At 36.5% G+C, this 14696-nt stretch carries 15 protein-coding genes and 1 riboswitch; of the genes, 4 read left to right on the plus strand and 11 right to left on the minus strand.

The genetic code is table 11. The annotated features are described in order from the left end of the window. Positions 1-63 precede the first annotated feature (63 nt). Genes ACZZZK_RS01170 through ACZZZK_RS01180 form a run of 3 tightly spaced genes read right to left on the minus strand, consistent with a single transcriptional unit; the run spans position 64 to position 1701 of the window. Positions 64-552: a pyridoxamine 5'-phosphate oxidase family protein gene (locus ACZZZK_RS01170; RefSeq protein ID WP_463482458.1), complete on the minus strand. Its 489-nt coding sequence runs from the start codon at positions 550-552 to the stop codon at positions 64-66. 53 nt (positions 553-605) lie between these two features. Further along, positions 606-1211 (minus strand): DNA-3-methyladenine glycosylase, encoded by a 606-nt coding sequence (locus tag ACZZZK_RS01175; RefSeq protein WP_463482459.1) that lies wholly within the window; start codon positions 1209-1211, stop codon positions 606-608. Positions 1212-1221: 10 nt separating this feature from the next. Further along, entirely contained in the window at positions 1222-1701 is a 480-nt protein-coding gene (locus ACZZZK_RS01180) for a GAF domain-containing protein (protein ID WP_463482460.1), read from the minus strand. A gap of 114 nt (positions 1702-1815) precedes the next feature. Between ACZZZK_RS01180 and ACZZZK_RS01185 the strand changes: the two genes are divergently transcribed. Together ACZZZK_RS01185 and ACZZZK_RS01190 are read left to right on the plus strand one after the other, a co-directional pair. After that, entirely contained in the window at positions 1816-2517 is a 702-nt protein-coding gene (locus ACZZZK_RS01185) for a DUF3291 domain-containing protein (RefSeq protein ID WP_463482461.1), read from the plus strand. Positions 2518-2519: 2 nt separating this feature from the next. After that, positions 2520-2771, plus strand: a complete 252-nt coding sequence (locus tag ACZZZK_RS01190) for a hypothetical protein (protein ID WP_463482462.1) — start codon at positions 2520-2522, stop codon at positions 2769-2771. A 336-nt stretch (positions 2772-3107) separates the two neighbouring features. Here the strand turns inward: ACZZZK_RS01190 and ACZZZK_RS01195 are convergent, their stop codons facing one another. From ACZZZK_RS01195 to ACZZZK_RS01225, 7 genes are all read right to left on the minus strand, one after another. Continuing rightward, entirely contained in the window at positions 3108-3446 is a 339-nt protein-coding gene (locus ACZZZK_RS01195; protein ID WP_463482463.1) for a Dabb family protein, read from the minus strand. Positions 3447-3533: 87 nt separating this feature from the next. Further along, positions 3534-4031, minus strand: coding sequence for a YMGG-like glycine zipper-containing protein (locus ACZZZK_RS01200; protein WP_463482464.1), 498 nt, complete (start codon positions 4029-4031; stop codon positions 3534-3536). A 128-nt stretch (positions 4032-4159) separates the two neighbouring features. Next, the gene (locus ACZZZK_RS01205) at positions 4160-4885 is read right to left on the minus strand and encodes a Dph6-related ATP pyrophosphatase (protein ID WP_463482465.1); all 726 of its coding nucleotides are present in this window, start codon (positions 4883-4885) and stop codon (positions 4160-4162) included. Further along, positions 4878-5561, minus strand: a complete 684-nt coding sequence (locus tag ACZZZK_RS01210; RefSeq protein ID WP_463482466.1) for an SIR2 family NAD-dependent protein deacylase — start codon at positions 5559-5561, stop codon at positions 4878-4880. The genes ACZZZK_RS01205 and ACZZZK_RS01210 overlap by 8 nt, the downstream gene beginning before the upstream one ends. Before the next feature lie 94 nt (positions 5562-5655). Further along, entirely contained in the window at positions 5656-6480 is an 825-nt protein-coding gene (locus ACZZZK_RS01215) for an ABC transporter substrate-binding protein (RefSeq protein WP_463482467.1), read from the minus strand. Positions 6481-6734: 254 nt separating this feature from the next. Further along, entirely contained in the window at positions 6735-7325 is a 591-nt protein-coding gene (locus ACZZZK_RS01220; RefSeq protein ID WP_463482468.1) for a DUF6580 family putative transport protein, read from the minus strand. Between the two features lie 95 nt (positions 7326-7420). After that, complete coding sequence (locus tag ACZZZK_RS01225; RefSeq protein ID WP_463482469.1) at positions 7421-9304, minus strand: TonB-dependent receptor plug domain-containing protein; 1884 nt, start codon at positions 9302-9304, stop codon at positions 7421-7423. 97 nt (positions 9305-9401) lie between these two features. After that, positions 9402-9589: riboswitch (cobalamin riboswitch) on the minus strand. 133 nt (positions 9590-9722) lie between these two features. Here ACZZZK_RS01225 and ACZZZK_RS01230 point away from each other — a divergent pair. Then, the gene (locus ACZZZK_RS01230) at positions 9723-10919 is read left to right on the plus strand and encodes a serine hydrolase (RefSeq protein ID WP_463482470.1); all 1197 of its coding nucleotides are present in this window, start codon (positions 9723-9725) and stop codon (positions 10917-10919) included. Between the two features lie 108 nt (positions 10920-11027). Here the strand turns inward: ACZZZK_RS01230 and ACZZZK_RS01235 are convergent, their stop codons facing one another. Continuing rightward, positions 11028-11906 carry a polyphosphate kinase 2 family protein gene (locus tag ACZZZK_RS01235; RefSeq protein WP_463482471.1) on the minus strand — a complete coding sequence of 293 codons (879 nt, stop codon included), beginning with the start codon at positions 11904-11906 and terminating at the stop codon, positions 11028-11030. A gap of 219 nt (positions 11907-12125) precedes the next feature. Between ACZZZK_RS01235 and ACZZZK_RS01240 the strand changes: the two genes are divergently transcribed. Then, positions 12126-14579: a transglycosylase domain-containing protein gene (locus tag ACZZZK_RS01240; protein WP_463482472.1), complete on the plus strand. Its 2454-nt coding sequence runs from the start codon at positions 12126-12128 to the stop codon at positions 14577-14579. Positions 14580-14696: the final 117 nt, after the last annotated feature.

The raw sequence follows: 14696 nt of genomic DNA on the forward strand, positions 1-14696 counted from the left end.
CCTCAATAATACAAAAAAAGCAGGTATTGTTTCCAATCCTGCTTCCTATAGATGTACTTTAAATTAGAATTTAATGGTGTCGTGCTTACCTAAATCCGGTGTATCTCCCGTTACAGCAGCTTTCAAGATACTAAACAACACTACAATTTTTGAAGATGATGAATCCCAATACTCAGCTTCAGCTGGTGTAACTTTTATAAGAATCAATCTAGGGTCTTCCACTCCGTCTGGAAACCATGCCTTAATAAACGGTGAAAAGTATGCTTCTTTGCGCACCTGATCATCAACCAACTCTGCTTGTCCCTTTACTGTTAGATAAGTGTTTTTGGACGGATCGCTATAAGCCAGTAGCACATTATTTTCCTTTGAAATTTCTTTAGATTTTAATGAATATTCGTTCGTAAAGAACCAAATACTCCCATCATCTTCAATCTTTGCGGTTCCCATTGGTCTGCTACCAAGCTCATCGTTAGCAGAAAAAGTGGTGAACATACAAGTGCGAACACTTTCCGCCATCTCTTTTAATATCGCTATATTTTTTTCGTTTTTCATGATTTTAGATCTTTGAAAGAAAACAGCGGGAAGGATGAAATGTTTGAGTGAAGCTAGATCTTATTTGGTTTGCTCACATATTTATTGCCCTTAACGAAGAATCGTAGTGGCAGTAGAGCATGTTCTTCAGCATACGCAATGCCTACCCTGGGCGTTGTTGCAATTTCATCGTCTTGAAAAGTATTGTGATGATCTTCTATCCAAACATCATCTCCGGTTAAATATTTAGCATTGAAAGAACGGTCAATGCCGAGGGCCTTAGCAGCCGAGCCTGGACCAGAAGATATGGCGGCCTTTGTATACGGCATATTGCGGCGTTCTTCCATAATCTCCTTGCCTATTAAAGGCTCAATTGCCCTGATTAAGATTGCGTGAGGATCGTTAATGTTGGCACTTACTATGTTAAAAAGGTTATGCATGCCATAACATAAATAAACATATGCGATGCCGCCCTTGGAATACATTGTTTCTGTTCGGTTCGTTCTCCTGCCACCATAAGCATGCGAGGCTTTATCTTTGATGCCGAAGTAAGCTTCGGTTTCTACAATCATACCTCCAGAAATATCACCGTTAATATTAGTAAATAAGACTTTACCCAGTAAATCTTTTGCTAATTTAATGACATCTTCACTGAGATAATATTCTGCAGGTAGCTTCAATTTTAATAAACTATTGATTTAACAAAATGGATATAACTTGCTCTAAATAAGATTGGTCTGTTTCATCAAAATGACTTAAAAATTCACTATCAACATCCAGCACACCAATTACCTCATCACCTTGAATTAGTGGTAATACAATTTCTGATTTTGACGCCGAAGCACAAGCAATGTGCCCCGGAAAGTCATCAACGTTAGGTACTATTATGGTTTTATTTTTCTCCCATGATGAACCACATACGCCTTTACCTTTCTTGATTCTGGTGCAGGCCACAGGACCTTGAAATGGGCCTAAAACTAGTTCATCGTTCTTTACCAGGTAAAACCCTACCCAGAACCAATTAAACTGTTCCTTTAATGCAGCCGAAACATTCGCCATGTTCGCCACGAAATCTGTTTCTCCCGTGAGAAGAGCTTCGATTTGAGGAATTAACGATTGATATTGTTCAGCTTTCGTAGCGGTTTTGATGATAGTTAAGTCTTCTGCCATGACCCAAAGTTAACTAGGTTTTTGTTGATTTTTACACAATTAATTGATAATGACAAAAAATTGAATGAAGCACAATCTTAATTTTATTAGTTTTGAAGCACATAAATCTTAAGTATGATTGTTGCCTTAACCATTACCAAATTTAATAGGATTGCAATACCATTCGCATTTTTGGGAATGGCAATTTTAAGAATCCCTTTATGGTTAAACAACAAATGTAAATTTTGGAAATTAATGGGCAGCGGCAAAGATGCACAAGTCGATTTACCCCCAGACTTTAGACATTGGGCAATCTTAACAAACTGGGAAACCCGGGCCGATTGCGACGCCTTTTATAAAAAATCTTTACCGATAAAGTGGTTCCGTTTATTTGGATCAGAAGAGTTTACTATATTACTTAATCCTTTATCTTCACATGGCTTTTGGTCTGGAAAACAACCTTTTGTTGTCAATAAAAATTCGATAAAATCGACTGATAGAATTGCCGTAATTACTCGAGCAGCTATTAAATTCAGTAAGGTTAAAGATTTTAGAAGTAACATCAAAAGAGCAGCAGCGGCAATGAGAAAAGCAGACGGCTTTATCTTATCGGCCGGAGTCGGTGAAAATCCATTCTTAGACCAGGCCACGTTTTCAATTTGGACAGATGCACAGTCCATGAAAAATTATGCTTATAAATCCCACGACCATTCTGACGTAATCAAATTGACTAGAGAGCGGCAATGGTACTCAGAAGAGTTATTTGCCCGATTTGAAATTATCGAAACCATCGGAACGCTTAATGGCTTATCAATTACAACTATAAATAACGTTTAAACATGAGAGTAATCGCAGAACTTCCACATCCGGAATGTAAGATTAGCATTTTTGCCATGAATCAAAAATACATCGTAAAATTTGAACAAGGAACTTTTGAGCAAAGCTATAAAGTTGCAGAGTTAGATTTAAGTGGGGGTGGCGTTAATGATGTATTTGAAATCTTAGACGAAGAGTTTATTGAATCGGTGATAGATCGGTTTAAAGTTATGCGAACTGATTTTACTCTAGCTTATAAAAGGCATCAATTTTAACCCGTAACTACCTGGTCATTAATAGAATAATTATGAATTCAAAATTATATTCTGACTATTCTACCATTTTTAACTATTAAAAAATGCTCAATATAAATTTAGAGTTTAGATAAGTATTTATAATTAATTGGTTACTAATTAATTAAAACACTAAACAGAATAATATTTCGATTGTTTATTTTGCCAAATTAATGGGATATCAGAAATTATAATTAGTATAACTCGATATTATAATCAAAAAGCCTTTATTTGATTACGGTCGATTTAACCTTCATTATGATGCCTGGATGTAGAACTCTCAGAAGATATAAAACAATAGATCACGACTCATACAATTTATGAATTGACAACAGTATCATGAACCACTACCCTATACCAGTTTTTAGAAAATTTCTCAACTGCATCTAAGTGAGTCGCGTCTTCCTGGTAAGCGTTATGATCTTCGATACTATCAAAAGTGACTGTTAATGAATAGGTGAACGAATTGTCCGTCACTGATCTTGCGGGTGTGCTCGCCGCTAATCCATAGTGTAAGCTTTTAATCAATTTGATAGACTTTAAACTCTCGAAAAAATTAGCAAAGTCATTAATTTCTGTTGTTGTCAACTGTGGCTTCAACCAAAACAATACGAAATGTTGAACTTTTTGTTTACTGAGGCTAGTATTTTCTATCATTTGAAAGGGATGCTAAAATTTAAAATTGTATAGGCATAAAAAAAGCGGCTATGATTAGCCGCTTTAAAGTAAATATTATTTTTAAAATTATTGCACTCTACCTGATTTTTTATCTTCGCCTCTGCCGATTAAATAACCGCCACCAGCTCCAACTAAACCACCAATAATAGCACCTCTACCTTTTTTCTTATCTATTAAAGCACCACCAACTGCACCGGCTGCACCACCAATTACCGCACCTTTTGCGCCATCACTCCAGCCTTTTTTCTTAGCTGTTGGTTGTGTACCACCATAAGAACTAGAACTGCTACCACCTGAACTCGCATAAGAACTTGATGATTTAGATGATGCTGCACCAGCTCTTCTAGCTTCTGCTAATTCTGCCTGATGTTTAGCTTCTCTTTCAGCTTCTACTTTAGCTGTTTCGGCTTTTTTAAAACTATCTAAACGTAAACTATCTTTAACTGCTTTTATGGCAAGTTGTTTTTCTGCCTCTTGCTGTTTTAAAGCAGCTTCTTCTTTTGCTTTATTGTTACAAGCAAACATTACTGAACTCAATGCGATTACTACGAATATCTTTTTCATAACTTTTTGTTTATATGAATCTTGTTTTGCTACCTAACCTCACAAAACAGGTTTCATTAGGATGTGTATTTTAGTTAATTACGTGTACTAAAGAAAAAATGATGCCAAAAAGTTTTAATTAATAAAAATTAATTTAATAAATCGACGTACCAGAAGCCGATGGTCGGAGATTTTGATGCTGCATCTTCTTGATCAACATCATCTGTTTTTGGTGCATTATAGGTTCTAAACATCTTATGTCCTAGCTCGAATGGGACTTTCTTTTTAAAAATAGGGCCTTCGAAAGCAAAAGTGTGAAACTCTCCATTTTCGCCACAGGGATCAATGCCTGCTGGTAAATTAGAAATTAAAACTTTGGTAATTATTTCTCCACAAAAAGCCTCTAAATTTTCTTGTGTGCAAACAATGATGGTTTTATAGTTCAAGTTAAGAAAGTCATCAATCAGTTGAGTGGTATCTGTTTTCCATAGCGGAAAAATAGCTTTCAACCCAACTTCCGCTAGTTTTGATTCACGATAGCGGCGAAGATCTTCCAAAAAGATGTCTCCGAAAATGGAATGCGTGATACCTTCTTCCTTGAATTTTGTTAGGTGAGCATGCATCACTTGATCATAGCTTTCCATATCGGGCATTTCACCTAAACGAATTTGATATAGTGGAATGCCAATACTTTCGGCCTGAGCGATAAGCAAAGATTCTCTAACGCCATGCATCGAAATCCGGTTATATTGTTCCGTAACCGTTGTAACGAGGTATTTGATTTCTATTGAAGGATCTTCAAGTGCATAGTGAAGCGCCAAGGTACTGTCTTTCCCTCCGCTCCAATTAAAAATGCAAAGTTTTCTATCATTCATTAATTAAGATTTCCTTTAGTTGAGCAACACCCTGAACAGCATTCGCTTCAATCTTGACTACATTTCTATACCTTTTCACATTAGGTGTTACGGGATCGATAATATATTTGATAGCTTCAGCGGGAACAAAATCGATTAAACCAGCGGCGGGATAAACTGCTAATGAAGTGCCAATCAAGACGAAGATATCTGCCTGCTGACAAATATCAGCGGCAACTTCAATCATAGGCACGGCTTCGCCGAACCATACCACATGCGGACGAAGCTGAGAACCTAATTCGCATAACTGGCCCATTTTTAAGTCAGATCCGTCTATAGAATAAGTAAGATCTTCCCGTAGATCTGATTGTGATTTTGTGATGATGCCGTGAAGATGATGCACTTTACTTGAACCGGCTCGCTCATGTAAGTCATCAATATTTTGTGTAATAATTTCTATATCAAAATCTTGCTCCAGTTCAGCTAAGAGCTGATGCGCTCTGTTGGGTTTTGCTTCGATTACCTGCTTTCTTCGCTCGTTGTAAAATTGCTGCACCAATTCAGGATTACGCTCCCAGGCCTCTGGAGTTGCAACATCATGAACATTATAGCCTTCCCATAAGCCATCAGCATCCCTGAATGTTTTTAATCCACTTTCTGCACTTATTCCTGCACCTGTTAAAACAACTATCTTCATAAGCTAATATTAAAATTATTGGATTGGAATGATTTGGCCGACTGTAGATGCTTTATAACGCTTCTCCTTTGCATGGGAGAATACTCGTTTAAATTTAAAATACCGAAGATTGAAACGTCTTTGACTCGGAAAGATTGATAAATTTCGCTGTAATTGACTCGTCGGCTTTAAAGATCTCCGGGTGAAACATACAGGCCAACGCTTCTATTCCTGCAACCAATGTACCGATGCTGGGTTGGGTAAACATGTCAAAATCTGCAATGTACACCTGATTTTGTTGTACGGCTGCTAAGTCTGTCCAATTGTTTTTTGTTAGAAGTAGATCCATTTCGGCCAAAGTTCTTGTTTTATCAAAACCGCAAGGGGCAATTACCAATACTTCAGGATTGTATTTCACGACTTTATCCCATTGGGTTACAATTGAATCTCCGGCAGGATTGGAAAGCATATCTACCCCACCGGCAGCAGCAATTTGAAAAGGAATCCAATGACCACAGTTGTAGATCGGCTCAATCCATTCCATCAGCATCACTCGTTTTAAAGGCGCTCTATTTGCACGTAGTTCATCTAAAATAAAGTCGGTTTTCTGTTGAAGATTGGCCAAGTACCTTAAAGCAACTTCTTCCTTCCCTAAAGCCTTTGCTATAGTTATGGCACATTCAAAAACATCCTGAAGGTTATTTGGCGATAAGGGGACGAGTGTCGGTTTTTTAGAAAGCTTCATTACAGCGGTTTCGGTACACACGGTATCAATATTGCAAACCTCACAAATATCTTGTGTGAAAACAACATCGGGAGCAATGCTTTCTAAAAGCTCATCATCAACCCAATACAAACTTTTACCTTGTGCTTTTGAAGCAGAGAAGATACGATCGATTTCGATGCTCGAGTAATTTTTACCTTCTAAAACACATCGCACTACTTTAGGTTGATTTGCCGCTTCTTTCGGACATTCAAAAGTTACCCCTTACAAGTATTCTTGCAAACCCATATCGTAAATCATTTTGGTGGCAGCTGGTAAAAAAGAAACGACTTTCATTGAATGTATGATGTTTTAATTGGGAATGGATGATTTTTGTTTAGCTGGAGCTTATCCAACAAGGAAAATATAAAGTTAAAAAAAATCCTCTTTTGAAACAGATCAAAAGAGGATTTAACAAAAATATTGAGAAATTAAATGCTTTGCTTCTGCATTTTAAGGACCGGATATTTTGATTTCAATATTTCAAAGGCACCAAAAATAAGAGCACCGTAAATTAAAGTTCCTTCTAAAAACCTGATTTCAAACGGTATTGCTTTAACCAGGCAGCTCCAGTATCCAGCTACAGTTTGTGGATATGATGGATTTTGAAACCATACTCCGAAATCGGTTACAATCCAATGAATAAAAACAATTGCTAAGGTAGATGAAAGTAGTGAGACTACATTTATCTTTTTTAACAATACTCTTCCCACCAAAACCATCAAGGCGAAAGCAAGATAGGTCCAATACCATCCTTCATATAAAAAACCATTACTGTATTTACTAAAAATTGTACTGGCTAAGATAAAATCGCTTAAAAACAAGCTCACTAATGGAAAAGCAAAAGCTTTTGCATGATCTTTAAAGTATGCGCCACCAAACAGCGCTACCGCTCCAATAGAAGAAAAGTTTGCAAACTGAAGCTCATCTGAGTTAAACGTTACCAGTAAACGAAACAAAGTAATTACCAAGATGATTAGTAACAGAATGAGGTTACGTGGATTAAATTTCAAATTAGACATATATTAGTATATAGTGATTAGTATAAAGTATTTAGTTAGTAAGACAAGTTGCTTGTGATGTACGAGTTTTTATCACAACACAAAGTTAAATTTTATTAGCGGATATTAAAACTTAGGCCTGTATTAAAATTGAAACCCATTGCATTGTAACCGATGATTTCATTATAGTTTTCATTTAAAATGTTTTTAGCATCGAAAAAGATTTTAAGACGTTTTTTCGCGAACGCATATTCTGCATAAGCATTTAACAACTTGTAGCTTGGCAATGTTTCTACAACATAGTCCGTAAAATTACCATCCGTACGTGAACCAAAATACCTCAAATTGGCATTAATGAATAAATTATCAGTTGCCTGAATACCTGTTGTAATGCCAAAAGCATGTTTAGGTCTTCTAAAAAGAAAATCTTCCACTTTATTATTTACACTGTTATACTCGTTTCCATCAGTAAAAGCATAATAACCATTAAGGGTAAATTTCCATATTTTAACTGCTGGCTCGATTTCAAAACCTCTTACTTTTTGACTTTCCTGATTAATGTACCCAACTGCAAAATCGTAAATGATCGCATCTGTTAAATCGCGTTTGAAAGCCGCTCCACGTAGCGAGAATTTATCATCAGCTAAACTCAGATTAAAACCAGCTTCATAGTTCTGAGACTTTTCTGGTTTCAGGTTTAAATTTGATCCATATTGCCCGAACAGCATATTAAGTGTTGGAATTTTAAAAGCTGTTGAAACTGTACCGAATAGTTTTAGTTCTTTAATTATATTAATACTCGGTGTAATGGTGTAAGTGTAGTTTTCACCATATTGCTCGTGTTTGTTATAACGACCGCCAACTTCTAAATTGAAGATACTTAAATCATGCAAAAAGAGTGAGCCGTAAGCGGCAAAAATATTACTCTCCGGTTTGTTGCCTGCCGAGGAAAGTTTCATCACCCTGTTATCAATGCCTACCAATAAATCGAGTTTATCTCCAAGCTTTTGGTTATAAAATAAATCAAGCAAACTTATTCTTCCAGCACCAACACTTTCATATGGAAAACCGTCAAAACTACTTAAGGTATTGTTCGAAGTGCTTTGGTAACTATAATTTAAATTGATCTTGCCCGTTCCAAACTCGTATTTGGAATTTACACCCCCGCTAAAATTTTTCAGCAGTGAATGGTTGGCTGCGATACCATCAGTAAAAGCAGCCTCATCAATTTTGTAATTGCCTTCAAAATATCTGATAAAAGGATTAACAGAAAAATGTTGATCCAATTTTATTCCGAAGTTTGCATTTACCCCATCTGTTTTAAAGCCGTCTTTATCAAACGCTGTGTTATTACCCACTGGGTTTGCTGCTTCAGATATCCCATCCGTTTTGTGGTGGGTGTAGTTTATATTATAAGTAAAAGCATCAAGGCTGCCATTTAAGCCAATTGTACCTTTATAAGTTTCGTAACTGCCTGCACTGGCTACACCGTATATTGTATTGCCTTTTGGGCCGCCTTTTTTGGTAATGATATTGATTACCCCAGCAATGGCATCAGAGCCGTAAATGGTAGACTGGCCGCCTCGTAGAATTTCAATGTGATCGATTTGATCGATAGCAAAAAGGCGAAGATCGAAAGCACCACCGTTTCCAGAGGGATCATTTTGAACGATTCCATCAATTAATACGACAGCGTAAGCACTTCCCGCTCCGCGAAAAAAAACTGATTTGTTAGCGCCAGGATTACTTCCTGAACCAGCTACAATAATACCGGCTTGTTCGCTAATCAATTCTGGAAGAGATTTGCCCTGACTGCGATCCAATACTTCCCTACTGATGATACTAACCACTTTACCTGTTTGTGATTGTTTTTGATCATTCTTGGTGGCAGAAATTACCACATCTTTCAGTTTCAAGGTATCCTGTGCCTTAACTGATTCACCAATTACGATTTGCCCCAAACCTAAGCCTGCGGCAATCAAAATTTTTGTTTTGTTCATTTGATTGTGAGTTTTGCCCACAGCCAGCAGATAGAAAAGGAAATGAAAATACGAAAACGCTAAGTACTTCAATCCAAGCTTCAATCCCCGAAAGCTATGAAATTATATGCTAAAGGCAGGTCTTCTGACTTACTCCCGATTTTTAGCCTTCCCATTCCATGATTAGAAAAGTGGCGTAGAATTAAAAATCATTATAGAGCTTACAGCTGCGGGACAGTTTTGGATTTACACCAAATTCCCTTTTAATTCTGTGGCAACACAAAAACCAAAAGCGGCGCAAAGCTAACAAAATTAAACAAGTTGTAAAATGGATGATGGAGAAAGCATTTCTTCAATCAAAAGTTTAACTTTAAATATCAAAGCCAAAATAATGAGAATCCTACTTTTGATCACCCTTTTAATAAACTATTCTGTCGTTATGGCTCAAAAAACTGATACTATTATGCTTAAAAAGTTAATGGAATCAAAGCCAGAATTATTTGGTTCTGTTCTTAACCATCCAGATAAAAACCAGGTTCAAATTTTATACACCCAGATTACCCGTGACATTAAAAACAAACCAAGTTTTAAAAGCTACAGTTTTAATTTAGATCCACACCATTATTTCTATCCTGCAAGCACCGTAAAACTTGCGGCTGTTATTTTTGCTTTGGAAAAAGTGAACCGATTAAAAAGCACAGGCTTAACCGTGAAAAGCATTATGATAACCGATAGCGCTTTTCGGGGACAAACTAAAGTTGAAAAAGACGGCAGTGCGAAAAATGGACTTCCGACCCTTGAGCATTATATTAAAAAGATTTTGCTTACCAGTGATAATGATGCTTTCAATAGGTTGTTTGAGTTTATCGGGCGTGCTGAAATTAATGATAAATTTAAAAAGTATGGTTTTAATGATAGCAGAATTTTGAACCGTTTAGCCATAGGCGACGCGGGAGAAACCGCTAAACATACCAACCCAATTCGTTTTTATAATGACAACCGTTTGGTATATGAGCAAGAAGCAAAATACGATCCGAAAGAATACGAATTGAACTTAACTAACCTGGTAATGGGTAAAGGTTATTTAGATAGCGCAGATAAACTGGTAAATAAACCTTTTAGTTTAGCCAATAAGAACGCATTTGCCATCAATGATCAACATCGTTTAATGCAAAAACTAATGTTTCCAGAAGCTTTACAGGCTCAAGAACGATTTAACCTAACCGCTGCAGATTATAAATTGATTTACACTTACATGAGCAAATATCCAACAGAAAGTGATTATCCAAAATATGATGAAAAGGAATTTTGGCCAACATATGCTAAAATGCTTTATTATGGTAGAGAGAAAAATGTAATTCCGGATCCAAACATCAGGATTTTCAACAAATATGGCGACAGTTACGGATATATTATCGACAACTCCTATTTTGTAGACTTTAAAAATGGAATTGAATATTTACTTACGGCTGTTATACAGAGTAATGAAGACGGGATTTATAACGATAACAAATATGAATATGATACGGTCTGTTTTCCTTTTATGAAAAATTTGGGGCGAACGATTTACGAATTGGAAACCAGTCGTAAAAAGCCTAAACCAGATTTATCTAAATTTAAGATGAATTATCAGTAATGAGATATTGCATTTCGCTGTTAGAAACGACTGTTCTTGATTTAATGGCAATCTCATTTCAGTTAATTTTATAACCAAAAAGAGATTGCCACGTTCAAGCAAGCAGAATTATTCGCTAAGTAAAGCCGTTTTAGTTTCCATCAATTTACCTTGTTCAACTTCGTCCAAAACAGGAAATTTGATATTCAGGCTTTTCAATTTGTCGGCAATTATTTCACTAATTGCTAATCTGGCAAACCATTTTTTATCTGCTGGAATAATATACCATGGCGATTCTTTCGTGCTTGTTTCGTTAATGGCGTCTTCATAAGCCTTCATATAGTCATCCCACAAAGCCCTTTCCTTAATATCACCAGAAGAAAACTTCCAATTTTTGGTAGGGTCTTCTATCCTATCCAAAAACCGTTGTTTCTGTTCATCCTTACTCACATTTAAAAAGAATTTAAGCACTACTGTTCCATTTGCAGCCAAATGCTCTTCAAAATTTTTGATGCTTTCATAACGCTTCTTCCAAAAATTTCTATTGATTTTCTTTACCTCATCAAAACCTGGGAGGCTTTCACTCAAAATATATTCCGGATGAACCTTACAAACCAAAACGTTTTCATAGTGCGAACGATTATGAATCCCAATTCTTCCCCGTTCTGGCAATGCTTTAATATGCCGCCACAAAAAATCATGTTTATATTCTTCGGATGTTGGCACTTTGAAACTAAAAACCTGGCAACCCTGCGGATTTAATCCACTCATTACATGTTCAATAGCGCTATCTTTCCCGGCAGCATCCATCGCCTGAAAAATAATGAGTATAGAATGCGTTGCTGATGCATATAATTTTTCCTGTAAATGATTGACTTCAATTTTTGAGTTTATCAATGCATCTTTGGCCGTTTCTTTATTGTATCCACCGGTAAAATCAGTTTTCGCACTTTTAATCGAAAATTTTTTATCGCCCTGTACAATTAGCTCCTTGAATTCGTTTTTCATTTTTATACCATATTTTTTTGGTGATTGATTCAGTACCTATCGTAATCTCTCAATATTTTCGATCGTGATTAGCATCTAACAATATACAGTTTCGGATTAATCCAGAACCAAAGTTTTAAATATAGTACTAAAAAATTAGTAAATTAAAAACGTTAATTTGCATACAGAGTTTTTTATATTTATCGCCACAGCATTTACCAAATTATCAGCACATTCAATATGTTCAAAGAGATAAAAAACAAGTACTTACGTTATTTTACAATCTTAATATTCTTTATCATTATTTTCTTTTCTGCCCTTCAACTCAATTTTTTGTGGTTGTTTGGCTATTCTCCAAGTTATCGGGACATTAAAACGCCTACATTGCGTGTGGGATCTGAATTATATACAAGTGATGGAAAACTGATTGGTCGATATTTTAAGGAAAACCGTACTCCGGTAAGTTTTAGTGATATTGCGCCAAGTGTAATTAATGCTTTGGTAGCTACCGAAGATGTTCGCTTTTATAAACATTGGGGAATTGATGCTCAAGCTGTTGGGCGTGCTGTTATTGGAATGGGTAAAGATGGTGGTGCCAGTACAATTACTCAACAATTAGCTAAGAATTTATACCGCACCAGGTATAATAAATCTCAAGGTTTTTTAGTGAAAATCCCCTTGGTTAGGACGCTAATTGTAAAGCTTAAAGAGTGGTTAACTGCTGTAAAAATTGAATCCAATTACTCTAAAAACGACATCATAACCATGTACCTGAACACGGTTTCTTTCGGTAATAATACTTACGGAATTAAGACCGCTGCTCGAATTTATTTTGATAAGGAAACCAAAGATCTAGCCACCACTGATGCTGCGATGCTTGTTGGTATGCTGAAAGGGACTAGCCTTTACAACCCAACTAAAAATCCAGAAAAAGCTTTGGTACGCAGAAATGTGGTATTGAGCCAAATGAATAAAAATAATAAGCTAAGCAAGGATAGCTTGGCCATACTTTCTAAAGAGCCCATTAAACTTAAAGAAGGTAAAATGGAAGACGGAAGCGATGGCGACTCCTATTTACGTGCTGCAGTGTCGAAATATCTGGAGAAGTGGTGTACCGATAATGGATACGATTTAAATGAAGATGGCTTAAAAATATATACCACCATCGATTCGAAACTGCAAAAATATGCTGAAGAAGCTGTTGCAGAGCAAATGAAAACTTTACAGCGCAGGTTTTACAGCGTTTGGGGCAATGAAGATCCCTGGTACGATTCTGAAAAGAAGAAAGTGGATTATCCGGACCGGGCAATGAAAAACCTCCCTATTTATGCTTTGCTTCAGAAAAAGTTTCCAAATCAACCAGATTCGGTTACTGCCTATTTCAACAAGAAGAAAAAAATGCAAATTTTTACCTACAAAGGTGATCGCGATACTTTGTTTTCTACCTTGGATTCTATCCGTTACTACGGCAAAATATTGAACACTGGTATGATGACGATGGAACCAGCCAGTGGAAAAATCAAGGTTTGGGTGGGTGGTATCGATCACAAATTTTTCAAATACGATCACGTTAATCAGGCTAAACGCCAGGCTGGTTCTACATTTAAACCATTTGCATATTTAACAGCATTGGAGCAAGGAATGAGTCCTTGCGATAAATTTACTGATAAGCCTGTTAAAATTGAATATAAAGATAAAGGCGAAACCAAGTATTGGGAGCCCAAAAATGCCGATTACAGTGTTACTTACCAGGAAATGAGTTTGCGTTGGGCAATGGCCAGATCTGTAAATACCATTACAGCACAAGTAACTGATAAAGTTGGATGGGATAATGTAGTAAAGTACGCTCATGAGTGTGGTATTGATAGTCATTTGGAATCTGTTCCATCGGTAAGTTTGGGTTCAAACGATGTTACTGTTTATGAAATGGTTAAAGCTTATGCTACCTTCATGAATAAGGGCATAAAAACTGACCCTATTTTGGTTGAAAAAATTACCGATTTAGATAATAACATCATCGAGGAATTTAAGCCTAAAACCAAAAGAGTATTATCTGAAGAGATTGCCTGGTTAATGACCTACATGTTTCGTGGCGGTATGGAAGAACCAAGAGGTACCTCTCAAGCTTTGTGGGAATGGCCAAATCTATTTAAAAAGAATAACCAAATTGGTGGAAAAACCGGTACTTCATCAGATTATGTTGACGCCTGGTATATGGGTTTAACCAAAGATTTGGTAACCGGTGTTTGGGTAGGTTGCGATGAAAGAACGGCCCATTTTAAAAATGGCGAACAAGGTGAAGGCTCTAGAACAGCGTTGCCAATATTCGCTAAATTTATGGATAAGGTTTACATGGATCCATCAACAGGATATACCTACGGTCCTTTCCCGAAAGCGACGGTAGAAATTACCAGAACTTATAATTGTCCTAGTCCGCAATATGTTCGCGATACTAGTTCAAATGATAGTGTCGAGGTAGATTCTACAGAGTTTAATCCTACAGAAACTCCTGAGGTAGCAGAGCCAACAGCAACGACCGAGCAAGAGGTTAAAAAAGATGAAAAGAAGCCTGATCCTGTTCAAAACCAACCTGCAACAACGGTTCCGTTAACGAAAAAAGAAGAGCGTGAACTAAGAAGAAAACAGAGACAGGAAGAGCGTGACAAGAAAAAAAATGAAAGCGGCGGTAATTGATTTTGAACGTGATTTGTACCTCATGATTTCACTGTTTAAAAACTGTTAAATTCCTGATTGTGATTTTAAGAATTGCTATTTTTATCCATTCGATAGAATCTTCGTTATTAATTATTT

Source organism: Pedobacter sp. AC163 (assembly GCF_979258665.1).